At 54.2% G+C, this 23,068-nt stretch carries 21 protein-coding genes; 4 read left to right on the top strand and 17 right to left on the bottom strand.

Going from position 1 to position 23,068, the window contains the following annotated elements:
- Positions 1 to 6: 6 nt before the first annotated feature.
- From rnhB to rpsB, 15 genes are all read right to left on the bottom strand, one after another.
- The gene (rnhB, locus tag ACYAC5_RS03995) at positions 7 to 633 is read right to left on the bottom strand and encodes a ribonuclease HII (RefSeq protein ID WP_309835852.1); all 627 of its coding nucleotides are present in this window, start codon (positions 631 to 633) and stop codon (positions 7 to 9) included.
- The gene (gene lpxB / locus ACYAC5_RS03990; protein WP_101762041.1) at positions 626 to 1,774 is read right to left on the bottom strand and encodes a lipid-A-disaccharide synthase; all 1,149 of its coding nucleotides are present in this window, start codon (positions 1,772 to 1,774) and stop codon (positions 626 to 628) included. The genes rnhB and lpxB overlap by 8 nt, the downstream gene beginning before the upstream one ends.
- Positions 1,775 to 1,777: 3 nt before the next feature.
- Positions 1,778 to 2,566: an acyl-ACP--UDP-N-acetylglucosamine O-acyltransferase gene (lpxA, locus tag ACYAC5_RS03985; protein WP_101762042.1), complete on the bottom strand. Its 789-nt coding sequence runs from the start codon at positions 2,564 to 2,566 to the stop codon at positions 1,778 to 1,780.
- Between the two features lie 3 nt (positions 2,567 to 2,569).
- Positions 2,570 to 3,025 (bottom strand): 3-hydroxyacyl-ACP dehydratase FabZ, encoded by a 456-nt coding sequence (fabZ, locus tag ACYAC5_RS03980; RefSeq protein WP_007893924.1) that lies wholly within the window; start codon positions 3,023 to 3,025, stop codon positions 2,570 to 2,572.
- 189 nt (positions 3,026 to 3,214) lie between these two features.
- Complete coding sequence (lpxD, locus tag ACYAC5_RS03975) at positions 3,215 to 4,240, bottom strand: UDP-3-O-(3-hydroxymyristoyl)glucosamine N-acyltransferase (RefSeq protein ID WP_137385193.1); 1,026 nt, start codon at positions 4,238 to 4,240, stop codon at positions 3,215 to 3,217.
- Positions 4,241 to 4,243: 3 nt separating this feature from the next.
- Positions 4,244 to 4,744, bottom strand: a complete 501-nt coding sequence (locus ACYAC5_RS03970; RefSeq protein WP_007893920.1) for an OmpH family outer membrane protein — start codon at positions 4,742 to 4,744, stop codon at positions 4,244 to 4,246.
- Positions 4,745 to 4,839: 95 nt separating this feature from the next.
- Positions 4,840 to 7,251, bottom strand: coding sequence for an outer membrane protein assembly factor BamA (gene bamA / locus ACYAC5_RS03965; protein ID WP_137386845.1), 2,412 nt, complete (start codon positions 7,249 to 7,251; stop codon positions 4,840 to 4,842).
- A 51-nt stretch (positions 7,252 to 7,302) separates the two neighbouring features.
- Positions 7,303 to 8,652 (bottom strand): sigma E protease regulator RseP, encoded by a 1,350-nt coding sequence (gene rseP, locus ACYAC5_RS03960; RefSeq protein ID WP_462062441.1) that lies wholly within the window; start codon positions 8,650 to 8,652, stop codon positions 7,303 to 7,305.
- 12 nt (positions 8,653 to 8,664) lie between these two features.
- The gene (cdsA, locus tag ACYAC5_RS03955; protein ID WP_101762046.1) at positions 8,665 to 9,522 is read right to left on the bottom strand and encodes a phosphatidate cytidylyltransferase; all 858 of its coding nucleotides are present in this window, start codon (positions 9,520 to 9,522) and stop codon (positions 8,665 to 8,667) included.
- Between the two features lie 18 nt (positions 9,523 to 9,540).
- Positions 9,541 to 10,293: a (2E,6E)-farnesyl-diphosphate-specific ditrans,polycis-undecaprenyl-diphosphate synthase gene (gene ispU / locus ACYAC5_RS03950; RefSeq protein WP_007893909.1), complete on the bottom strand. Its 753-nt coding sequence runs from the start codon at positions 10,291 to 10,293 to the stop codon at positions 9,541 to 9,543.
- A 165-nt stretch (positions 10,294 to 10,458) separates the two neighbouring features.
- A complete protein-coding gene (gene ispC / locus ACYAC5_RS03945) occupies positions 10,459 to 11,661 on the bottom strand; it encodes a 1-deoxy-D-xylulose-5-phosphate reductoisomerase (protein ID WP_192412747.1) in 1,203 nt (400 codons plus the stop codon).
- Positions 11,662 to 11,775: 114 nt separating this feature from the next.
- A complete protein-coding gene (gene frr, locus ACYAC5_RS03940; protein WP_036649587.1) occupies positions 11,776 to 12,333 on the bottom strand; it encodes a ribosome recycling factor in 558 nt (185 codons plus the stop codon).
- Between the two features lie 142 nt (positions 12,334 to 12,475).
- The gene (gene pyrH / locus ACYAC5_RS03935) at positions 12,476 to 13,201 is read right to left on the bottom strand and encodes a UMP kinase (protein ID WP_007893903.1); all 726 of its coding nucleotides are present in this window, start codon (positions 13,199 to 13,201) and stop codon (positions 12,476 to 12,478) included.
- A 154-nt stretch (positions 13,202 to 13,355) separates the two neighbouring features.
- On the bottom strand, positions 13,356 to 14,207 hold the full coding sequence (gene tsf / locus ACYAC5_RS03930) for a translation elongation factor Ts (protein WP_309835868.1): 852 nt from the start codon (positions 14,205 to 14,207) through the stop codon (positions 13,356 to 13,358).
- 182 nt (positions 14,208 to 14,389) lie between these two features.
- A complete protein-coding gene (rpsB, locus tag ACYAC5_RS03925; RefSeq protein WP_007893898.1) occupies positions 14,390 to 15,109 on the bottom strand; it encodes a 30S ribosomal protein S2 in 720 nt (239 codons plus the stop codon).
- A 318-nt stretch (positions 15,110 to 15,427) separates the two neighbouring features.
- Between rpsB and map the strand changes: the two genes are divergently transcribed.
- The 4 genes from map (at position 15,428) to ACYAC5_RS03905 (ending at position 20,534) form a co-directional block, all read left to right on the top strand.
- On the top strand, positions 15,428 to 16,222 hold the full coding sequence (gene map, locus ACYAC5_RS03920; RefSeq protein WP_008108487.1) for a type I methionyl aminopeptidase: 795 nt from the start codon (positions 15,428 to 15,430) through the stop codon (positions 16,220 to 16,222).
- Positions 16,223 to 16,292: 70 nt separating this feature from the next.
- On the top strand, positions 16,293 to 18,947 hold the full coding sequence (gene glnD, locus ACYAC5_RS03915; RefSeq protein WP_110867586.1) for a bifunctional uridylyltransferase/uridylyl-removing protein GlnD: 2,655 nt from the start codon (positions 16,293 to 16,295) through the stop codon (positions 18,945 to 18,947).
- 76 nt (positions 18,948 to 19,023) lie between these two features.
- On the top strand, positions 19,024 to 19,848 hold the full coding sequence (gene dapD, locus ACYAC5_RS03910; RefSeq protein ID WP_008108489.1) for a 2,3,4,5-tetrahydropyridine-2,6-dicarboxylate N-succinyltransferase: 825 nt from the start codon (positions 19,024 to 19,026) through the stop codon (positions 19,846 to 19,848).
- 293 nt (positions 19,849 to 20,141) lie between these two features.
- The gene (locus tag ACYAC5_RS03905; RefSeq protein ID WP_007893894.1) at positions 20,142 to 20,534 is read left to right on the top strand and encodes a DUF3461 family protein; all 393 of its coding nucleotides are present in this window, start codon (positions 20,142 to 20,144) and stop codon (positions 20,532 to 20,534) included.
- A gap of 42 nt (positions 20,535 to 20,576) precedes the next feature.
- On the opposite strand, the gene ACYAC5_RS03900 is transcribed toward ACYAC5_RS03905, so the two are convergent.
- Both ACYAC5_RS03900 and ACYAC5_RS03895 read right to left on the bottom strand, forming a co-directional pair.
- The gene (locus tag ACYAC5_RS03900) at positions 20,577 to 21,803 is read right to left on the bottom strand and encodes an alginate lyase family protein (protein WP_277974546.1); all 1,227 of its coding nucleotides are present in this window, start codon (positions 21,801 to 21,803) and stop codon (positions 20,577 to 20,579) included.
- Complete coding sequence (locus ACYAC5_RS03895) at positions 21,803 to 22,960, bottom strand: CdaR family transcriptional regulator (RefSeq protein WP_110867567.1); 1,158 nt, start codon at positions 22,958 to 22,960, stop codon at positions 21,803 to 21,805. Before ACYAC5_RS03895 ends, ACYAC5_RS03900 begins: the two co-directional genes overlap by 1 nt.
- Positions 22,961 to 23,068: the final 108 nt, after the last annotated feature.

Raw genomic sequence — 23,068 nt, 5'->3', positions numbered from 1 at the left:
AGGCTATTAAAGCGTAGTTGGCTGGCGGGCTGCCAGCACATCGGCATCAATCAAGGCGTTACGCACCGGCGCAAAGCTGCGACGATGATGAGGTGTGGCGCCGTGCTGCGTCAGCTTTTCCATGTGCAGCGCGGTTGGATAGCCTTTGTGTTGCGCAAAGCCATATTGCGGGAACAGCAGATCCAGTTCGGCCATTTCACGATCGCGCGTGACTTTGGCGATGATCGAGGCGGCACTGATCGCTTGCACCAGGCTATCACCCTTCACCACCGCCTGCGAGGGCATCGGCAGCGCCGGGCAACGGTTGCCATCGATCAGTACGAAGTCCGGTGCAATGTGCAAACCCGCGACCGCGCGCTGCATCGCCAGCATGGTGGCGTGCAGAATATTGAGCTGATCGATCTCCTCTGGCTCGGCACGACCAAGGCTCCAGGCCAGCGCCTTCTCTGTGATCTCGTCATACAGCGCCAGACGACGCTTCTCGGAGAGCTTTTTCGAGTCGGCCAGTCCGGCAATCGGGTTGGCGGGATCGAGGATCACCGCCGCCGTGACCACGGCGCCAACCAGCGGGCCGCGCCCTACTTCATCAACGCCAGCAATCCGCTGCGCGTTGGGATAGATAAATTCAGCCATTGATAATCTCCAGTACCGCATCCGCCGCCTGCTCATCGGCATTCCAGCGAATCTGTTGATGCAGTTCGGTGAAGGTTTTCAGTAGCGCTTCGCGCTCCGGGCCAGCGTGCAGTAACGGCTCCAGCGCCGCGGCGAGCGCGTCGGGCTGGCATTCGTCCTGCAGCAACTCTTTCACCAGCTCGCGACCGGCCAGCAGATTTGGCAGGGAAACGTACGGCGTTTTTACCAGACGTTTTGCCAGCCAAAAAGTAGACGGCTTCATGCGATAACCGACCACCATCGGGCATTTCGCCAGCATGCACTCCAGCGCGGCGGTGCCAGACGCAAGAATAGCGGCATCGCTGGCCAGCATCGCCTGACGGCCTTTGCCATCCAGCAAATGCATCGGCAGTTCTGGCGCAACTTGCGCTTTGATCTGCTCAAACTGCGCGCGGCGTTTGGCGTTCACCAGCGGCACCACGATTTCCAGCGTGGGATAGCGCTGACGCAGCAGCTGCGCGGCGCGCAGGAAATCGGCGCTGAGCATTTCCACTTCGGCACCGCGACTGCCCGGCAACAAGCCAAGGCAAATCGCCTCGTCAGCAATGCCTAACTCGCGGCGCGCCGCCAGCTTATCGGGCTGCAGCGGCATCGCATCAGCCATGGTGTGGCCGATAAAGCGGCACGGCACGTTAAAGCGATCGTAAAACGCTTTTTCAAACGGCAGGAATGCCAGCACCAGATTGGTGTTGCGGCCGATTTTGAAAACGCGCTTTTGACGCCATGCCCAAACGGAAGGGCTGACGTAATGAATAGTGCGAATACCCGCGCGCTTGAGACGGCCTTCCAACGTGATGTTGAAATCCGGCGCATCAATGCCCACGAACACATCCGGCTTGAGTTCGGTGAAGCGCTGCGTCAGGTCACGACGAATTTTCAGCAGACGCCGCAGGCGTCCCAGCACTTCGACGATGCCCATCACCGCCAGCTCTTCCATCTCATACCAGGCTTCGCAGCCTTCGGCCTGCATCAGCGGACCGGCCACGCCAACAAAGCGCGCATCAGGATGGCGCGCTTTTAACGCACGGATGAGACCTGCACCAAGAATATCGCCGGAGGTTTCTCCGGCGACCAGGGCAATCGTTAGGGGACGCGCTGACATGGATTAACGAATCAATCCACGCGTTGAACGGGCAAAGAAGTCATAGAAAGGCTGCACTTCACTGTGTTGTTTCGCCAGCTCTTCAATCTCTGGTTTCACTTCATCCAGCGTTTTGCCGCTGCGGTACAGCAGTTTGTACGCGTTGCGAATGGCATGCAGCGCTTCTTTGCTAAAGCCGCGACGCTTCAGACCTTCGATGTTGATACCGTATGGCGTTGCGTGGTTGCCCTGCGCAATAACATATGGCGGCACATCCTGCGCGACGCCTGAACAACCGCCAACCATCACGTGAGCACCAATGGTGCACCACTGATGTACCGCCGTCATGCCGCCGATAATCGCAAAATCATCAACGGTGACGTGACCGCCCAGCGTGGCATTGTTAGCAAAGATGCAGCGATTGCCGATCACGCAGTCATGCGCAATGTGAGCATTCACCATCAGCAGGTTATCGCTGCCGACCTTGGTCACATTGCCGCCCTGCGTGGTGCCACGATGAATGGTGACGCTCTCGCGGATGCGGTTGCGATCGCCAATTTCAACGCGCGTCGGTTCGCCCGCATATTTCAGGTCCTGATTCACTTCACCGATGGAAGCGAACTGGTAGATCTGATTGTCTTTGCCTATACGCGTGTGGCCGTTCACCACCACGTGCGATTTGAGTACGGTTCCTTCACCAATTTCCACATTAGCGCCGATAAAGCAAAACGGGCCGATGTGAACATTGGCGCCGATGACGGCACCCTCTTCAATGACAGAACTGGGATGGATATTGGCGGTTGAATCAATCACTTATTATGCCTCCCGGCTACGGGCACACATCATGGTCGCTTCACAGACAATTTTGCCGTCCACGGTCGCCACGCCTTTAAAGCGCGTCAGACCACGACGGGTTTTCTCGAAGGTCACTTCCATGATCATCTGATCGCCCGGCACAACCGGACGTTTGAAACGGGCTTCATCGATACCAGCGAAGTAATAGAGTTCGCCTGGTTCCAGTTTCCCAACGCTTTTGAACGCCAGAATACCGGTCGCTTGCGCCATCGCTTCCAGGATCAGAACGCCTGGGAAAATCGGCTTACCAGGGAAATGTCCCTGGAAAAACGGTTCGTTAACAGAAACGTTCTTCACCGCGCGCAGATATTTATGCTCTTCAAAATCCAGCACGCGATCAACCAGCAAGAAAGGATAGCGGTGTGGCAGCAGTTCTAAAATCTCTTCAATTTTCAGAGTATGCGTTTCAGTAGTCAAAATACTCTTCCTGTCCTAAAAATCTGATGGCATCAATAACACGGCCTGCACCGATCAAAATGATCTTCCGCAGGCCGCAAATTAGTTCGGGGCGTTTCGCTTTCTTACGATACCTGCTGCCATTCTCGGGTTACCGAAGGTGGAAGAAAGTACACTTCTTGTTATGAAAGCAAGTAGCGTGGGATGCGTTTAGTCGTCTTTACCGACCTTACGTTCGATGGCTTTTAAGCGTTTGCTTATTTCATCGATGTTCATCACCAGCGCTGCTGTTTTACGCCAGGTTTTGTTGGGTTGCAGTGGAATACCCGACGAATATACGCCTGGCTCTGTGATCGGGCGCATTACCATGCCCATGCCCGTTACGGTCACTTTGTCACAGATTTCCATATGGCCGTTAATGACGCTGGCGCCGCCAATCATACAGTAACGTCCAATCTTCAGACTACCCGCCATGATCACACCACCCGCAACAGCGGTGTTATCACCAATCACGACGTTGTGCGCAATCTGACACTGGTTATCTATGATAACACCATTGCCGATCAGAGTGTTATCCAGCGCGCCGCGATCGATGGTAGTACAGGCACCAATTTCAACCCGATCACCAATCACGACGGTACCCAGCTGCGGGATTTTCACCCAATTGCCGCGATCGTTAGCATACCCGAAACCATCAGCACCAATGACGGTGCCGGACTGAATCAGACAATCCTGACCAATCTGAATTTCGTGATAAATCGTGACATTAGCCCACAAACGTGAGCCGCGACCGATACGCGTCTGCTTACCAACAAAACATCCTGCGCCAATAACGACGTCGTCACCCAGCTCTACGCCAGACTCGATCACCGCATTTGCGCCTACCGAAACGTTGTTACCCAGCTTAGCCGTTACATCGATCACCGCGCTGGGCGCGATATTCTGCGCGGGCTGCGGCGTGGTGTCCAGCAGTTGTGCCATGCGGGCATAAGTCAGGTAAGGATTTTTCACCACCAGGGCGGCCGTTTTACACCACTCCAGATCCGCTTCCGTCAGCACCACGGCTGAAGCCTGGATAGTAGCGAGCTGCTCGCGGTAGCGGCTGTTTGCAAGAAAAGTGATTTGGCCAGTTGTGGCGGATTGCATAGAAGCAATGCCGGAGATGACGATATCGCCATCTCCGTGCAATTCTGCATCCAACTGCTGGGCTAAATCAGCCAGTCGAATTGATGACATCAATTATTTAACCTGTTTTACAACGTCAGCAGTGATGTCTTTAGCATCAGAAGAAGAGTACAGCACGGCCTGAGAGTCCAGAACCAGATCGTAACCTTCGCTTTTCGCTACAGACTGAACAGCGGTCTGGATTTTAGCCAGCAGCTTGTTACGCTCCTGCATCTGACGAGTTTGGTTGTCTTTGTCAAAAGCCTGTGCTTTTTGTTCAAAGGCAGCACGCTCAGAAGAGATTTGCTTCTCTTTCTTGGTGCGGTCGCTCGCTTTCATGGTCGATGCATTACGCTGCAGATCCTGAATTTCTTGCTGGATCTTCTGCTGCTGAGACTGGAGGTCAGAGGCGCGGCTCTGGAATTCACCTTCAAGCTGTTTAGCAACAGCGGCACGCTGCGGAGACTGCTGGAAAACCTGGCTCAGGTTTACGACGGCAACTTTATCAGCCGCTTGGGCACCCGCAGAAGCAGCTAATGCAACACCCAGAGCAGCAGCACAGAACAACTTTTTCACTATAAACTCCTTACCTCAACGTGTGTTTTTGCAGCGTGCCGCATTATCAGGCAGCACGCGTGCAAGACGGTATTTTCACTTCCCTGCTCAGAGCCTTACCAGGTTTTACCAATGTTAAACTGGAATTGCTCTGACTTGTCTCCCTCGACTTTCTTCATCGGCTGGGCGTATGAGAAGACCAGCGGTCCTAACGGTGACATCCACTGCAGTGCCACACCGGCAGAGACGCGAATGTTATTAGGATCGCTGTAATCTGGCACACCCGCCGCGCGTGTTTCTGCAGTGTTCTGCCATTTGGTATCCCAAACGGTACCGGCATCCATAAACACCGAGGTACGCACGGAATTCGCATACTTCTCGCTCAGGAACGGCGTTGGTGTAATCAGCTCCAGGCTGGCAATCGCCATGGCGTTACCACCAACCGCATCGTCCGACTTACAGACGCCGTTTGGATCAGAGATCTTACAGTTTGACGAGCCATCGTTCAGGTACGCAGCTTTAGGACCAATGGTGTTGGACTGGAAGCCACGAACCGTGCTCGAGCCACCGCCGTAGAAGTTCTCATAGAACGGCATCTCTTTTCCATTAAGTCCGTCACCATATCCTACACGGCCACGGCCTAACACCACCCACGTACCATCGCGGTTCAGCGGCACATATTGCTGGCTATCCAATGTCGCTTTATAGAACGCATTATCAGAGCCTGGAATCGTCACTTTACCGTTCAGGTTGGTACGGTTACCGCGCGTAGGGAAGAAGCCGCGGTCTAAAGTGTTATAGGTCCAACCGTAGTTGAAGGTGAAATCATCTGCAGAGAAATCACCATCATCGTTCAAGCCCTGATGGCGACCGACCGAATCCAGATAACGCCACATCGCAACCTGAGGACGCATGTTGGACAGGTCGTTATGCACATAACCTAAACCAACACGCAGCGTATTATTTTCATTGACCGGGAAGCCCAGCGTACCGTCGAGACCATAACTTTTGTTGGTATAGTCAGACAGATCGGCGTTATCAGCTTTAAAGTCGTTATAGAACAAACGACCGCCAAGGCTCACGCCGTCGACCGTGAAGTATGGGTCGGTCAGTGAGAACTCAGCATAGGTCTGGTAATCGTTTTTGGTACCGCTGATGCCAACAGTGTTACCGGTGCCGAGCCAGTTTTCCTGGGTCACGCCCACCTGGAAGCTGACGCCACTTTCAGTACCGTAACCGACACCAAAGTTGAAAGTACCGGTGTTACGCTCTTTCACCTTGTAGACCACATCAACCTGATCCGGCGCACCCGGAACACGTTGCGTATCCACATCCACGGTTTCGAAGTAACCGGTACGATTCAGACGCTCTTTACCCTGATCGACGAGGTCGCTGCCCAACCAGGCACCCTCCATCTGACGCATTTCACGGCGCAGTACGGAATCTTTTGAGGTGTCGTTACCTTCAAAGCGCACTTTACGCACGTAGTAACGGTTGCCCGCATCCACGTTGATGTGCAGCTTGACGGTTTTGTCAGCATCGTTGATTTCTGGCTGCGTCATTACGCGCGGATAGGCGTAACCGTAGCGACCCAGCAATTTCTTGATGTCATCTTCCATCTGGGTGACTTTAGTGCCGTTATACAGCTCACCCGCTGGAATCCTGGTCATCTTTTCGATTTCAGCAGAATGGCCCGCCATGCTGCCGTTCACGATCACGCCGGCAATCTTGTACTGATCGCCTTCGTTGATGTTCACGGTGATGTAGATGCCTTTCTTATCTGGCGTCAGGCTCACCTGCGTGGAATCGATGTTGAAACGCGCATAACCGCGATCCAGATAGAAGCTGCGCAGGGTTTCGAGATCGCCCGCTAACTTCTGTTTCTGGTATTTACGATCGCCCACCACGTTCCACCATGGCACTTCGTCACGCAGTGAGAAGCGCGAGATCAGTTCATCAGAGGTAAATGCTTTATTACCGACGATGTTGATCTGCTGGATCTGCGCTGAAACGCCTTCCTGGAAGACGAATTTCAGATCCACACGGTTGCGCGGCAGCGGCGTAGCAATCGCTTTGACGCTGGCGGTGTATTTACCGACGCTGTAGTAGAAGTCTTCCAGACCCTTCTCGATTGAAGAGAGCGTGGTGCGGTCCAGCGCTTCGCCAACGCGCACGCCAGACGCTTCGAGGTTCTGTTTCAGCTGATCTTCTTTCACCGCTTTGTTGCCGGAGAAAGTGATGTTGGCAATGGTTGGACGCTCTTTCACCTGAACAATCAGGGTTGTACCGTCACGCAGAACCTGCACATCTTCAAAGTTACCGGTGGCGAACAGTGAGCGAATGGTGTTTCTGACATCATCGTCATTCACCGTATCACCGACACGTACCGGCATGCTGAGCAGAGCCGCGCCGACGGCGACTCGCTGGAGACCTTCGAAATGAATGTCCTTCACTACGAAATCGTCTGCACCGTAAACGGTGGCGCTGCTAAACAGCAGCGACGCTATGAGCAACTTTTTCATCGCCATCGTTGTTATGCGTTTTCCTAACACATCCCGCGCCTGTATGCGTTCCAGCTATTACAGACGTGAGAAATCATTGAAAAGTGCAAGCCCCATTAACAGCACTAGCAAGATTGAGCCAATGCGATAACTAAAGTCCTGAACTCGCTCGGACACCGGTCCACCTTTGATCTTTTCGATCGCCAGAAAGAGCAGGTGACCACCATCTAAAACCGGCAGAGGGAACAGGTTAATGATGCCCAGGTTGACGCTGATCAGCGCCAGGAACATCAGGTAATAAATCACCCCGTACTCTGCTGATAACCCGGCACCCTGCGCGATCGAAATCGGCCCGCTCAGGTTATTCAGCTTCACATCCCCGATTATCAACTTGCCCAGCATGGAGACTGTTAGCTTCATCAACTGCCAGGTTTTTACACTGGCTTCGCCGATCGCCGCAAAAGGTCCATACTGCCTTACCGTTTTGTACTCATCAGGCAGCGGAATCACACGCGGGATGACACCCGCGAAGCCTTCCGCTTCATTGCCCGGTTTCGCTTCCGGCGTTAACGTCAACGCCACAGGTTCGCCGTTGCGCTCGATATCTAGCGCCATGTTTTTATCCGGATTATCCCGCACCTGTGCCGCAAAAGCCTGCCACTGTGACAATGGCTGACCATCGACTTTAACGATCCTATCGCCCGCTTGCAAACCAGCATTGCTTGCCGGTGAGTTTGCCTGAACTTCGGCTAAGGTCGTTTCAATCTGCGGCCCACGTGGACGAATACCTAAAGCGACCACCGGATCCTGTTTATCAGGCTCAAATTGCCAATCGCGCAAATTTAATTGCTTTTGCTGCGTGGCTTCTTCGCCAAATTGCGAGACGGTAAGCGTGGCATCGCTGTCGCCGATTTTACCGATCAGCGCCATACGCACAGCATCCCAATCAGGCGTTTCGATACCATCTACCGCTTTAAGTTCCATGCCGGAAGTAATTTGCGCTTCGGCAGCGACGGAACCGTTCAGAATTTCACCAACCACAGGACGCACACCTGGCACGCCGTGAATAAACACTACCCAGTAAGCAAAGATGGCGAAGATGAAGTTGGCGATAGGACCGGCTGCGATAATCGAAGCACGCTGCAGCACGGTTTTATTGTTGAAGGCTTGATGACGCAGCTCGGCGGGAACGCTTTCAACGCGTTCGTCGAGCATTTTGACGTAGCCGCCAAGAGGGATCAGCGCGATGACATATTCGGTGCCCTGACGATCGCTGCGACGCCACAGCGCTTTACCAAAGCCAATCGAGAAACGTTCAACTTTAACACCGCAGCGGCGCGCCACCCAGAAATGGCCAAACTCGTGCACGGTAATTAGCACGCCAAGGGCCACGATAAAGGCGGCAAAACTCCAGAGTATACTCAACATCGCCAGCTATCCTCAGAGGGTGCGAAACACCAACAGCAGCAGGCAGGCAAACACCGGCACCGCAGCAGTCAGGCTATCAATACGATCGAGAATACCACCGTGCCCCGGAATCAAGTTACCGCTGTCTTTAATGCCCGCTTCACGCTTGAACATACTTTCTGTCAGGTCGCCCAATACCGATGCCAGCGTCGCAATCACCGCACAGATAATGAGCGTGCCCGGCGCCACCGAAAGCGGTGCCAGCAGAGCAAACAGCCAGGCGATGATGGCAGATGACAATAGCCCACCGAAGAAACCTTCCCAGGTTTTACCCGGAGAGACTTTCGGTGCCAGCTTGTGTTTGCCAAACAGGCGACCAAACATGTAAGCACCGGAATCTGCGCCCCAGACAAGGAACATTACGAACAGCAGCCACCATGCGCCGGCGAAATGGTCAGTATCATAATGATACTGACGCAGCGCCATCATGCCCCAGAAGAACGGAATCAAGGTGAGCACGCCAAACAGCAGGCGCAGCGTACGTGAGTGACGCCACAACGCGGCAGAAGCGGGATAGAACAGTACTAAGATGAGCGCGACAATCCACCACAACAGCGATGCCCAGAGCGAGCCTTCCATCTGGAATTGGTGCAGATTGCGTTGATAGGGTTCAAGGGTAAAGAGCATCGCGGACAGCAAAAGGCCGCAAAGCACGGCCAGCCAGATACGTTGCTGACGCGTTTTCATGCCGGCAAACTGCCCCCATTCCCAGGCGGCAAGCATGCAAATGATGATAGTGATAATCGCAAAACCGGACAGGGGTAACCAGAACAGTGCAGCGATCACCAGCGGAATCAAAATTAACGCGGTAATCAGACGAGACTTCAGCAAAGGTTACCCCCAAATTGCTTAGGCGCCGCCTGGTGCAGTACCGCCATAGCGTCGCTCCCGCGTAGAGAATGCATTCAGTGCACCTTCAAAAACGTTTTCATCAAAATCAGGCCAAAGAACATCGGTAAACCAAAACTCAGCATAGGCGATTTGCCACAGCAGGAAGTTGCTAATCCGATGCTCTCCCCCGGTCCTTATCACTAAATCCACTGGCGCCAGCTCCTGCATACACAGATACGGAGCCAGGCTTTCTTCGGTAATCTGGTCAGGACGCAGTAAACCTTCCTGAACCTGTTCGGCCAATTTTCTGGCACCCTGGATAATATCCCAACGACCGCCATAGTTGGCAGCAATGTTTAGGGTCAGTCCATTATTTTGCTGAGTCAGTTCCTCGGCGCGGCGAATGCGTTCCTGAATTCGGTTATTGAAACGACTGATATCGCCAATAATGCGCAGACGCACATTGTGTTTGTGCAGGCTTTTAACTTCACTGTCGAGCGCCCAGACAAACAACTCCATTAACGCTGTCACTTCCTGAATCGGACGGCTCCAGTTTTCACTGCTGAACGCATAAAGCGTGAGCGCTTCCAGTTTATGGCTAACCGCAAAGCTGACAGCCCGGCGTACTGATTTTACCCCGGCTTTGTGGCCTGAAATACGCAGTTTGCCCTGATTTTTTGCCCAGCGACCATTACCATCCATAATGATGGCCACGTGACGTGGCGTACAGTACGACTCGTCATCGATTGTGTTGTGATTGTTGGACGACATAACGCGTAATAATTCCTTTCATCAGAAATGCTGTGGTTTCTGAATACATTGCGCCTGCAGCAAACTCCGGCAAACACGCCAGATGACATCGAAACAATGTCGGCTGTGAAACGCGAGCGAGCGACTATACCATTTTCACCCAGAGCGAACAAATAGCGGGAACTATCAACCTGCTAAACGAAAGCGCGGTAACAATTCATTGGCACGCACGCGCGCTAACCGATCGATCTCCATCACCTCGTCAATGCTGCCCGGCTCCTGACAACTCAGGGACGCCAGCACTTCGCTGTTGATGGCGGCGATATCGGTAAAGCGAATCTGGTGCTGCAGAAAAGCTGCCACCGCCACTTCATTCGCTGCATTCAGCGATGTCGTCGCGGCCTGACCTGTGGCACAGGCATCAATCGCAAGCTTCAGGCAAGGATAGCGCTCGTAGTCCGGCTCGGAAAACGTCAACGACTTCATGCGCGTGAAGTCGAGCGGCGTTACGCCCGCAGAAATACGTGCTGGCCATGCCATGCTGTGCGCAATAGGCGTCCGCATATCCGGAGAGCCCAGTTGCGCCAGCACGCTGCCGTCGCAATAACGCACCATCGAATGGATAACCGACTGCGGATGCAGGATCACCTCCATCTGCGCGTCAGTCGCATTAAACAGCCAGCGGGCTTCAATGTATTCAAGACCTTTATTCATCATGGTGGCCGAGTCAACGGAGATTTTACGCCCCATTGACCAGTTCGGATGCGCACAAGCCTGATCCGGCGACATACCGGCTAAATCCGCTAATGGCGTGTCACGAAAAGGACCACCCGATCCCGTAAGGAGAATCGACTCGATGCCGTTTCCCCGCAGATCAGCGTACCCCAACTGATGCTGTATGGAAGCGGGTAAACTCTGAAAAATGGCGTTGTGCTCGCTATCGACCGGCAGCAATTGCACCTGATGTTGGCGTACCGCCTCCATAAACAGACGGCCGCATGTGACAAGCGACTCTTTGTTGGCCAGCAGCACGGTTTTACCGGCGCGAATCGCCGCCATGGTGGGCTGTAAACCTGAGGCGCCAACAATCGCCGCCATCACCTGATCCACGTCATCCAGCGCGGCCAATTCGCAGGCTGCCTGAACGCCGGAGAGCACTTCGGTATTAACGTTGAGTGCTTTCAGTCGCTCACGCAACGCTTGTGCGGAAGTCTCGTCGGACATCGCGGCATAGCGCGGTTGGAATTGCAGGCATTGTTCAGCCATCAACGCCACATTCTGGCCAGCCACCAGCGCGGTCACCTGATAAAGTTCAGGATTTGCGGCAATCACCGCCAGCGTGCTGGTACCAATGGAGCCGGTCGATCCCAGCAGAGTTAATCGCTTCATCATGCTATCCCTGTGAAGTCGTGGAGAGTGTCCGCAACAGCGCCGAACACAATGTAAAACGCCGCCAGAGTCGAACACGTCTCTGAACGGCGTTTTGAAAAGCAGTTGATGGAATTAGAAGTCCATCAGTTCCTTTTCTTTATCGGCCAATGCGGCATCAACACTCTTGATGTGCGCATCGGTCATTTTCTGGATCTCGTCCTGCGTACGACGTTCGTCGTCTTCGCTGATCTCTTTGTCTTTCAGCAGCGCTTTGATCTTATCGTTGGCGTCACGGCGGACGTTACGCACGGAAACACGGCCCTGCTCTGCTTCGCCACGTACGATCTTGATCAGGTCTTTACGACGCTCTTCGGTCAGCGCTGGCAGCGGCACACGAATATCGCTACCGGCTGAGCTTGGGTTCAGACCCAAATCAGACGTCATAATCGCTTTCTCAACCGCAGCGCTCAGCGAGCGATCAAATACGTTGATTTTCAACGTACGTGAATCCTCAACCGTCACGCTAGCCAGCTGGCGCAGCGGCGTTGGTGTACCGTAATAAGGAACCACAATGCCGTCGAGCAGTGAAGGCGAAGCACGACCGGTGCGGATTTTGCTGATGTTGTTTTTAAATGCATCCACACATTTTTCCATGCGCGTGTCTGCATCTTTTTTAATGTCGTTAATCACGTTGAAACCCTTGAATTCGGTTGACCTGGCCATTTCCGGGCTAACCGGAAGCGGTATCGATAAACATCGATCATCCTAATTGCTGCACGATGTCAGAGCATCGCGGCAAAAGAATATACCTTATTTTAACGTGCGTCGGGTATTAATGCGTAATCAGGGTGCCTTCTTTTTCACCCATCACGACGCGACGCAATGCGCCAGGCTTGTTCATGTTGAAGACGCGGATAGGCAGCTTGTGGTCACGCGCCAGCGTAAAGGCGGCGAGATCCATTACTTTAAGCTCTTTATCCAACACTTCTGCATAGCTCAGTTGGTCATACAGCGTGGCATCCGGGTTTTTCACCGGATCTTCAGAGTAGACGCCGTCTACTTTGGTGGCTTTCAGTACCACGTCGGCTTCGATTTCGATGCCGCGCAGGCAGGCTGCAGAGTCAGTGGTAAAGAACGGGTTGCCGGTACCGGCCGCGAAGATCACGACGCGGTTATTACGCAGCAGGCTGATCGCTTCTGCCCAGCTGTAGTTATCACACACGCCGTTCAGCGGAATCGCTGACATCAAGCGCGCATTGACATACGCACGGTGCAGCGCGTCACGCATTGCCAGGCCATTCATCACTGTTGCCAGCATGCCCATATGGTCGCCGACCACACGGTTCATGCCCGCCTGGGCCAGTCCTGCGCCGCGGAACAGGTTACCGCCACCAATAACCACACCCACCTGAATGCCCAGCTCAACCAGCTCTTTCACCTCTTGCGCCATGCGGTCAAGCACGCTCGCGTCGATGCCAAAACCTTCGGCACCTTGCAGTGCTTCGCCACTCAGTTTTAGCAGGATACGTTGATATACAGGTTTTGCGTTGGTCGCCATGGTCAGTTCTTCCTGGAAGATATGATGAAAAGGAGAAGTAAAATCTGGTCGATCATCCGCAAAGCCCGCGAGAAAAGCTATTGGGATGAGACTGAAAGTGCTGCACTAAATCGCAGACAAAAAAGAACCGCCTTGTGGCGGTTCTTTCGGACCATTAAGACTGTTTGGACATTGCAGCAACTTCTGCTGCGAAGTCAGCTTCAACTTTCTCAATGCCTTCGCCCACTTCGAAGCGGATGAAGTTGATGACGTCAGCGTTTTTCTCTTTCAACGCCTGGCCAACGGTTTTGCTTGGGTCGATAACGAAAGCCTGACCGGTCAGAGAAACTTCGCCGGTGAATTTCTTCATGCGGCCTTCAACCATTTTCTCTGCGATTTCTTTTGGCTTGCCAGACTGCATGGCGATATCCAGCTGAACCTGGTACTCTTTCTCAACCACGTCTGCAGACACGTCTTCTGGCTTGACGAATTCTGGCTTGCTTGCAGCGATGTGCATAGCAACTTGCTTGCCCAGTTCTTCGTCAGCACCGGTGGTAGAAACAACCACACCGATACGTGCGCCATGCTGATAGCTGTTCAGCTCAGCGCCTTCCAGAATAGCAATACGACGGATGTTGATGTTCTCACCGATTTTCGTAACCAGCGCTACGCGTTCTTCTTCGAACTGCGCTTTCAGAACTTCCACATCGGTAACTTTGCCAGCGACAGCTGCATCCAGAACCTTGTCAGCAAACGCCTGGAAACCGCCATCTTTTGCAACGAAGTCGGTCTGGCAGTTTACTTCCAGGATCGCCGCGAAGCCGTCAGCGATTTTGGTTTTGATCACGCCATCAGCAGCAACGTTGCCTGCTTTCTTAGCCGCTTTGATTGCGCCAGATTTGCGCATGTTCTCAATCGCCAGCTCGATGTCGCCGTTCGCTTCGGTCAGCGCTTTTTTGCAGTCCATCATGCCTGCGCCAGTACGCTCACGCAGTTCTTTTACCAATGCAGCGGTAATATCAGCCATTCCAGAATCCTCGATTCGTCTCTGTGTGCTCACACACTGTCAGAAACTTGTTGCGGAAAATTTACTCTGCCCCGCTCGCTCTGTAGTGAGCGTGACAGACTTAGATAAAATAAAGGGGCCTGAACGGCCCCCTTAACAGATAACATCTGATGTCTAAGGGCTCTTAGAAAGAGCGAACCTTATTAAGCTTCAGCAGCTTCTTCAGCCTGCTCAGCCAGATCCTGTGAACGGCCTTCGCGCACGGTAGTGGCAACGGCAGTCAGGTACAGGCTTACAGCACGGATCGCATCGTCGTTACCTGGGATAACGAAGTCAACGCCGTCTGGATCAGAGTTGGTATCAACGATAGCAAATACTGGGATACCCAGGTTGTTTGCTTCTTTGATAGCGATGTGCTCGTGATCAGCGTCAACAACGAACAGTGCATCCGGCAGACCGCCCATATCTTTGATACCGCCCAGGCTGTTTTCCAGCTTGGCCAGTTCGCGAGTGCGCATCAGCGCTTCTTTCTTGGTCAGTTTGTCGAAAGTACCGTCCTGAGACTGAGACTCAAGATCTTTCAGGCGTTTGATTGACTGACGAACGGTTTTCCAGTTAGTCAGCATGCCACCCAACCAGCGGTGGTTTACGAAGAACTGGTCGCAGCTCAGAGCTGACTCTTTTACCGCTTCGGCAGCAGCGCGCTTAGTACCAACGATCAGGATCTTACCTTTACGGGAAGAGATCTTTTTCAACTCAGCCAGAGCGTCGTTGAACATTGGCACAGTCTGCTCGAGGTTGATGATGTGAACCTTGTTACGTGCGCCGAAGATGAATGGCTTCATTTTCGGGTTCCAGTAACGGGTCTGGTGACCAAAGTGAACACCAGCCTTGAGCATGTCGCGCATTGAAACAGTTGCCATGATTACCTCTAAAGTTTGATTTGGGGTTGGGCCTCCATGTATCCCATACGACCGACCTCTTTCAAGGCACCCCGGCGTATGTGTCGATACATGTGTGTTTTAGTACACATAATGAGTTTTATGCGTTTCCTGCCAGCCAAACGTCGGTGACAGAGAATCGTCGGCGCGCTTTATACCACAATGCGCAGGAATACGCCAATAGTAGTTGAGCGCCGCAGGCGCAGACAATCGCCATTTGGCAGCCCTTTTGCTGGCTGCTAACATGACTGCCACAGAACTCATTATTGTCGAAAATTTCGACGATTGCGGATTAATTTAATGGCTATTTCAATTAAAACCCCTGAAGAAATCGAAAAAATGCGCGTGGCGGGCCGCCTTGCCGCTGAAGTGCTGGAGATGATTGCCCCGCACGTGGTGCCTGGCGTCACCACCGGTGAACTGGATCGTCTCTGCCACGAACACATCACGCAGAAGCAGCAGGCGATTTCCGCCTGCCTCGGCTATCACGGCTTCCCGAAATCAGTGTGTATTTCGGTGAATGAAGTGGTATGTCACGGTATTCCGAGCGACGATCGCGTGCTGAAGGATGGCGACGTAGTTAACGTCGATGTCACAGTGATCAAAGATGAGTATCACGGCGATACCTCAAAAATGTTCATCGTCGGTAAAGCCACCATTCAGGGCGAGCGCCTGTGTCGCGTTACTCAGGAAAGTCTCTATATCGCGCTGCGTCTGGTGAAACCGGGTATTCGTCTGCGTGAACTGGGCCGCGCGATTCAGCAGTATGTTGAAGCACAGGATTTTTCGGTGGTGCGCGAGTATTGCGGTCACGGCATCGGCAAAGGCTTCCACGAAGAGCCGCAGGTACTGCATTACGACGCGGATGATAGCGGCGTGGTGTTGCAAGCAGGCATGACCTTCACCATCGAACCGATGGTCAATGCCGGTGATTACCGCATCCGCACCATGAAGGATGGCTGGACCGTGAAAACCAAAGATCGCAGCTTGTCCGCGCAGTATGAGCATACTATTGTGGTGACAGAAAACGGCTGTGAGATTCTGACGCTGCGTGAAGACGACACCATTCCAGCGGTGCTCGAAAACGTCGCGTAATCATCTCGCTAACAGTACCAGGCCGGCTTATCGCTGGCCTTTTTTATGTGCGTAATGAAGAGGCATGTTGATGAGTGGTAGCGTGACCGAAGCAGTACACAAAGGCCTGACCGATTCCCCCGCCAGCTGGCCGGATGACGCCCTGACGCGCGACAAGCTCAAACACTATCTTGAGCAATTCCAGCAGCACCTGGGCATTGCATTTGATGCGGGCACCGATATTGAATCTCTGATTGATGCCCGCACGCTGTTTATCGACCGCTTACTGCGTCGCCTGTGGCGCTTCTTTGGTTTCGACCAGATGAAGGAGATCGCACTGGTTGCCGTTGGCGGTTATGGTCGCGGCGAACTGCATCCGCTCTCCGATATTGATGTGCTGATCCTCAGCCGCCAGCCGCTGGACGACACAGCCGCGCAGCGCGCCAGCGAGCTGCTAACGCTGATGTGGGATTTGAAGCTGGAAGTTGGTCACAGCGTACGTACGCTGGAAGAGTGCCTGCTGGAAGGCTTATCCGATCTTACGGTCGCCACCAACCTGATCGAATCGCGCATGCTCACTGGCGATGTGGCGCTGTTTCTCGAACTGCAAAAGAACATCTTCAGCGATGGTTTCTGGCCGTCGTCGCGCTTCTTCGCCGCCAAAATTGAAGAGCAGCAGGAGCGCCATCAGCGCTATCACGGCACCAGCTATAACCTCGAACCGGATATCAAAAGCAGCCCCGGCGGCCTGCGCGACATACACACGCTGCAATGGGTGGCGCGTCGTCACTTTGGCGCCACCACCATGGATGAGATGGTTGGTTTCGGCTTTATCACCGAAGCGGAACGCAATGAAATCAACGAGTGTCAGGAATTTTTGTGGCGCATTCGCTTTGCGCTGCACTTAACGCTGCCACGCTATGACAATCGTCTGCTGTTCGATCGCCAACTCACCGTCGCTCAACGCCTCAACTATCTTGGCGAAGTCAACGAGCCGGTTGAGCGCATGATGAAGGACTTCTATCGCGTCACGCGTCGCATCGGCGAACTCAATCAAATGCTGCTGCAGCTGTTCGATGAAGCGATTCTGGCGCTGTCGACCACTGAAAAACCGCGCAACATTGATGACGATTTCCAGATTCGCGGTGATCTCATCGACCTGCGCGATCTCACGCTGTTTGAGCGTGAGCCGCAAGCCATCTTGCGTATGTTCTACGTGATGGTGCGTAACGAAAACATCAAAGGTATTTACTCCACCACGCTGCGGCAGCTGCGCTATGCGCGCCGCCATTTGAAGCAGCCGCTGTGTCAAATTCCTGAAGCGCGTGAAACCTTTATGGCGATTCTGCGTCATCCTGGCGCGGTTAAGCGTGCGCTGGTGCCGATGCATCGTCACAGCGTGTTATGGGCCTATACGCCGCTGTGGGGCAACATCGTTGGCCAGATGCAGTTCGATCTGTTCCACGCTTACACGGTGGATGAGCACACCATCCGCGTGCTGCAGAAGCTGGAGAGTTTTGCCGACGAAGCCACGCGCCCGATGCATCCGCTGTGCGTTGAACTCTGGCCGCGCCTGCCACAGCCGGAACTGTTGCTGATGGCTGCGCTGCTGCACGATATCGCCAAAGGCCGCAACGGCGATCACTCCATTCTCGGCGCGCAGGATGCACTCGACTTTGCCGAATTACACGGACTGAACTCCCGCGAAACGCAGCTGGTTGCCTGGCTGGTACGCCATCATTTATTGATGTCAGTCACCGCGCAGCGCCGCGATATTCAGGATCCCACCGTGATTCAGCAATTCGCCGAAGTGATGCAGAACGAAAACCGCTTGCGCTATCTGGCGTGCCTGACGGTTTCCGATATCTGCGCCACCAATGAAAGCTTGTGGAACAGCTGGAAGCAGAGCCTGTTGCGCGAGCTGTTCTTCGCGACCGAAAAACAGCTGCGCCGCGGCATGGAAAACAGCCCGGATCTGCGCGAGCGCGTGCGCCATCATCGTCTGCAAGCGCTGGCGCTGCTGCGGATGGAAAACCTCGACGAAGAGCGTTTGCACCATATCTGGAGCCGCTGCCGCGCCGACTATTTTCTGCGCCACACACCGAATCAGCTCGCCTGGCATGCGCGTCATTTAATTCATCACGATCTCAACAAACCGCTGGTGCTGGTCAGCCCGCAGGCCACGCGCGGCGGTACCGAGATCTTTATCTGGAGCCCGGATCGTCCGCACCTGTTTGCGGCGGTGGCCGGCGAGTTGGATCGCCGCAATCTCAGCGTGCATGATGCGCAGATCTTTACCAGTCGCGATGGCATGGCAATGGACACTTTTATTGTGCTGGAGCCGGATGGCAGCCCGCTGGCCGCCGATCGTCATCCGCTGATCATTCAGGCGCTGGAACAAGCCATCACGCAAAACGAATGGGTTCCGCCGCGTACGCGTCGCCAGTCTGCGCGCCTCAAGCATTTCAGTGTCGATACCGAAGTCAATTTCCTGCCAACGCACACCGACCGCCGCAGTTATCTGGAATTGGTCGCGCTCGATCAGCCCGGCTTGCTGGCGCGCGTGGGTGAAGTGTTCGCCGATTTGGGCGTGTCGCTGCACGGCGCACGCATCAGTACGATTGGTGAACGGGTTGAGGATCTTTTCATCCTCGCCGATAGCGAGCGGCGTGCGCTTGGGGTGGAAATGCGCAATGTGTTGCAACAGAGGTTGACAGAGGCCCTTAATCCAAACGATAAAGTGTGACCGCAATCGATTAATCAAATTTATTTACCGTGCCAGTGCGATGATGGCACCCGTATTACAGACTTAGGAAATCATTATGCAACAGTTACAGAGCGTTATCGAATCTGCCTTTGAGCGCCGCGCCGACATCACGCCATCTAGCGTAGACAGCGCGACCCGCGATGCTATCACCCAGGTTATTGGCCTGCTGGATAGCGGTGAACTGCGCGTGTCTGAAAAGATCAACGGTGAGTGGGTAACGCATCAGTGGCTGAAGAAAGCAGTGCTGTTGTCGTTCCGCATCAACGACAATCAGGTCATGGAAGGGTCGGAAACCCGCTTCTACGACAAAGTGCCAATGAAGTTTGCTGGCTGGGATGAAGCGCGTTTTAAAAACGCCGGTTTCCGCGTTGTGCCACCTGCTGCCGTGCGTCAGGGCGCATTCATCGCACGTAATACCGTGCTGATGCCTTCCTACGTCAACATCGGCGCTTACGTTGATGAAGGCACCATGGTTGATACCTGGGCGACTGTGGGTTCTTGCGCGCAGATCGGTAAAAACGTCCACCTGTCAGGCGGCGTGGGCATCGGTGGCGTGCTGGAGCCGCTGCAGGCTAACCCAACCATCATCGAAGATAACTGCTTCATTGGCGCACGTTCAGAAATCGTTGAAGGCGTGATCGTCGAAGAAGGTTCCGTGATCTCCATGGGCGTTTACATCGGCCAGAGCACCAAAATCTTTGACCGCGAAACCGGCGAAGTGCATTACGGCCGCGTACCTGCGGGTTCCGTGGTGGTTTCCGGTAATCTGCCGTCTAAAGATGGTAGCTACAGCCTGTACTGCGCGGTAATCGTGAAGAAAGTTGACGCTAAAACGCTCAGCAAAACAGGCATTAACGAACTGTTGCGCAGCATCGACTGAGCTTCTCCTGCCTGAAGATCTTCCCGACGGGCCTGCCTACAGGCCCGTAATTATTTGTTTACACTCCCGCCAGAATTACCTGTTTCGCGCCGCGAATTAACACGTGCGTTTATTTTTCAAACAGTTCATAATCCGCGCCAAGTTAACTCCGGTCGCGCACTGTTCATCCCGGTTTTTGTGTCTACAGTTGATTTAGTATGCCGTAAGCGTTCCGGTTGCCGCGTTTCTGCTGCATCCCGAATGATGATGATAGTCCTGCGCGCTCACCCACTCTTAGATGGAATATAAACGCTATGTACGACAACCTGAAAAGCTTAGGTATCAGCAACCCTGACGACATCGACCGTTACAGCCTGCGTCAGGAAGCTAACAACGACATTCTTAAAATCTACTTCCGCAAAGACAAAGGTGAATTCTTTGCTAAAAGCGTGAAATTCAAATATCCACGTCAGCGCAAAACCGTTGTCGCCGATCACACCAGCCAGGGTTACAAAGAAGTGCAGGAAATCAGCCCGAACCTGCGTTATGTGATCGATGAGCTGGACCAGATTTGCCAGCGCGACCAGGTTGAAGTGGATCTGAAGCGCAAAATTCTGGCGGATCTGCGCCATCTGGAAAGCGTGGTCTCGAACAAGATCGCTGAAATCGAATCAGACCTTGATCAGCTGACCCGCAACAACCGTTAATTTCGCGCTTTAGATAACAGGCCAGCCGATGCTGGCCTTTTTTTATGGCTGCTGATAAGGCAGCGAAAGCAGCCAGGTATCACGCTGTGCCTGCCTCACCGCCGCACTCTTTTGATCTTTCCATTGCGTCTGCATGATCCACTGTTGATAACGCGGCTGCTGCAGACTGTTATCGGCCATTGAAAGCAGCGGAATGATGCGCTGGCTCACGCGATCGCGGTTTTTCCACGGCCAGACTTTAGCGGCATCGCTGTACGGCGCCATCATGTCGAGCGCTGCCAGCAACGATCCGCCTGGCTGCTGGCTATGCCATAAATCGCCTAACCCTGCTTTACCGGCTAGCTGCGCCAATGCGCTAAGCGCCTGCAGATTGAAGTAGCTGTAATGGAAGGATCGCGTGCGCGCTAACTCTGCGGGCTGGCTGCCATCGGCACGAATTTGCAGCGCAATTTTATTGCGCGCCAACTCTACCATCGCTGTGACTGTCTCACGATCGCCCAGATACCACGCGATTCCCGCCACCTGCGTGCAATACCAACTGCCATGATTATTCACCGCCGCCGCTTCTTGCAGTGCTAGCGGATTGTGCCGCAGCCAGTGCAGATACTCGCTAAACCATAAATGCATCGCTTGCTGATCGGCAGGCTGCCAACCGGGCGCATTGCGTAGCAAAGTCAGCGCATCCACCACGCGCGTGGCAAAGTAGCGCCCATCGAGCACGCCATCATGGCGGCCCGCGGATCGGCCCGGAATGCCTTGAGCAAAGTTAAGATTAGGGTGCATACGGCTGGTGGGATTGATAAACCAGTGACGCATCATCGCCAGCGCTTTATCGGCATAACGTTGATTGCCAGTGAAGTACCACGCCAGCGTCAGGGCCTGAAAATCGGCGGTAAAGCGCGCCAGCCGCACGCCATCACTTTGATCATTCTTACTGGCAGGATTCACTTCGCCATCACGACGCTGCCACGGCAGGCCGTCGGCGCTGCTGGCGTCCGGCCACCAATAGGCGCTCAGGCTTAAATAATCCTGCTTCGAGCCGCTCAGCGGCATCATACCTTTATCGGTGACGCTGGGATTGGGGTGTTGTAGCGCGTTATCCGCTTGCTGTTTAAGCTGATGCCAGGCGTCGAGCGTTGGCGGCGCGGCCTGATGATGTGCCAGCTGCTGCTTAACTTTCTGCAGATCGTTTAATGAGAGAAAGGCCGGATCGTTAGCCAAACTTAGCGCGCTATACAGCCACAGCAACGCAATCCACAGGTTTCTCATTAACTTTGCTCATCCAGTTGAAGCGCCACGTACAGCAGCAAGCGATCGTCAAAATTGCCCAGATCGAGCCCAGTGAGCTCGGAAATACGGTTGAGGCGATACTCCAGCGTGTTGCGATGAATGAACAGCGCGCGTGCCGTGGCGCTGGGTTGCACGTTGTGGCTGAACCACGCCACCAGCGTGCGTCGCAGCAAGCCATTGTTATCCATGCTTTTCAGCTTTGCCAGCGGGCGCGCCAGTTCGTTGGCCTGCCAGCCGCCGCGTAAACTGTCGAGCAGCACCGGCAGCACCAGATCCTGATAAAAATAGCTGCGCTGTTCCGGCATGCGCTGTTTGCCCACCATCATGGTGGTACGCGCGGTGCGGTACGAACGTGCGATGCTGCCGGGACCGGTAAAGTAGTTGCCGAGCGCGATGCGCATTCGCACCTGGCCGCTCTCCTTCATGCGTTGCAGCAGTTGATCCACGCGACGACGATGATCGTCCTGATCGTAGCGGCCATGTACATTCAGTGCCGGTTTCAGCACCACCATTTCGGTGAGTGAAACAATCGCAATCAGGTTGTCGCGCTCTGGCGTGGTCAGCAGCGTTTGCAGCTGTTGCAGCTCGGACATGGCGCTATCAACGCCGAGCTGGCCGCTGTCCACTTCCACCACCGCCACCACGCGCGGTTGATTGAGATCGATGCCGAGCCGCTGCGCCCATTCGCTGAGCGCTGGCGATAAGGTTTCGCTGCGCACCAGATTCAGCACCAGCTCTTCTCGCAAGCGGCTATCTTGCGCCAGCATGTGTAGCAAACGCGCCTGTTCCAGCATCATTTCGGCGGTCATACACACCAATTCGCCGTAGTGACGCAGCGTTGCCGGTTGGCCGGTCAAACCGATCACGCCGACGATATCGCCATCAATACGCAGCGGCAAATTGATGCCAGGACGCACGCCGTGCAGATGTTTTGCCACCGCTTCGTCGATGTCTACCACGCGCCCTTGTGACAGCACCAAAAGCGCGCCTTCGTGCAATTCGCCAATGCGTTCACGATCGCCACTGCCGATGATGCGACCACGCGCATCCATCACGTTGACATTGCTGTCAATAATTTGCATGGTGCGGGCAACAATATCCTGAGCCAGTCGCGCATCGAGATGATAGGTGGCCATCAAACACTCCGGAGATAAGGACGAACAGACAGAATACGCATCCGTTACGGCGCTGACATTGTGCAACTGCACATAGCCAGCGGGATTATGCGGGATTTGCGGTAAGCG

The sequence above is a fragment of the Pantoea sp. y20 genome (assembly GCF_054903455.1).
The sequence above is the reverse complement of the archived record's forward strand: the minus strand, read 5'-3'. Positions and strand labels throughout refer to the sequence as shown.

Bases quoted from the DNA above. Each gene is read 5' to 3' on its own strand.
- map (WP_008108487.1), top strand. From the start codon at position 15,428: ATGGCTATTTCAATTAAAACCCCTGAAGAAATCGAAAAAATGCGCGTG.
- ACYAC5_RS03895 (WP_110867567.1), bottom strand. From the start codon at position 22,960: ATGGCCACCTATCATCTCGATGCGCGACTGGCTCAGGATATTGTTGCC.
- tsf (WP_309835868.1), bottom strand. From the start codon at position 14,207: ATGGCTGATATTACCGCTGCATTGGTAAAAGAACTGCGTGAGCGTACT.
- dapD (WP_008108489.1), top strand. From the start codon at position 19,024: ATGCAACAGTTACAGAGCGTTATCGAATCTGCCTTTGAGCGCCGCGCC.
- lpxD (WP_137385193.1), bottom strand. From the start codon at position 4,240: ATGTCATCAATTCGACTGGCTGATTTAGCCCAGCAGTTGGATGCAGAA.
- bamA (WP_137386845.1), bottom strand. From the start codon at position 7,251: ATGGCGATGAAAAAGTTGCTCATAGCGTCGCTGCTGTTTAGCAGCGCC.
- rseP (WP_462062441.1), bottom strand. From the start codon at position 8,652: ATGTTGAGTATACTCTGGAGTTTTGCCGCCTTTATCGTGGCCCTTGGC.
- ispU (WP_007893909.1), bottom strand. From the start codon at position 10,293: ATGTCGTCCAACAATCACAACACAATCGATGACGAGTCGTACTGTACG.
- pyrH (WP_007893903.1), bottom strand. From the start codon at position 13,201: ATGGCGACCAACGCAAAACCTGTATATCAACGTATCCTGCTAAAACTG.
- ACYAC5_RS03905 (WP_007893894.1), top strand. From the start codon at position 20,142: ATGTACGACAACCTGAAAAGCTTAGGTATCAGCAACCCTGACGACATC.
- ispC (WP_192412747.1), bottom strand. From the start codon at position 11,661: ATGAAGCGATTAACTCTGCTGGGATCGACCGGCTCCATTGGTACCAGC.
- glnD (WP_110867586.1), top strand. From the start codon at position 16,293: ATGAGTGGTAGCGTGACCGAAGCAGTACACAAAGGCCTGACCGATTCC.
- lpxB (WP_101762041.1), bottom strand. From the start codon at position 1,774: ATGTCAGCGCGTCCCCTAACGATTGCCCTGGTCGCCGGAGAAACCTCC.
- ACYAC5_RS03900 (WP_277974546.1), bottom strand. From the start codon at position 21,803: ATGAGAAACCTGTGGATTGCGTTGCTGTGGCTGTATAGCGCGCTAAGT.
- rpsB (WP_007893898.1), bottom strand. From the start codon at position 15,109: ATGGCAACTGTTTCAATGCGCGACATGCTCAAGGCTGGTGTTCACTTT.
- rnhB (WP_309835852.1), bottom strand. From the start codon at position 633: ATGGCTGAATTTATCTATCCCAACGCGCAGCGGATTGCTGGCGTTGAT.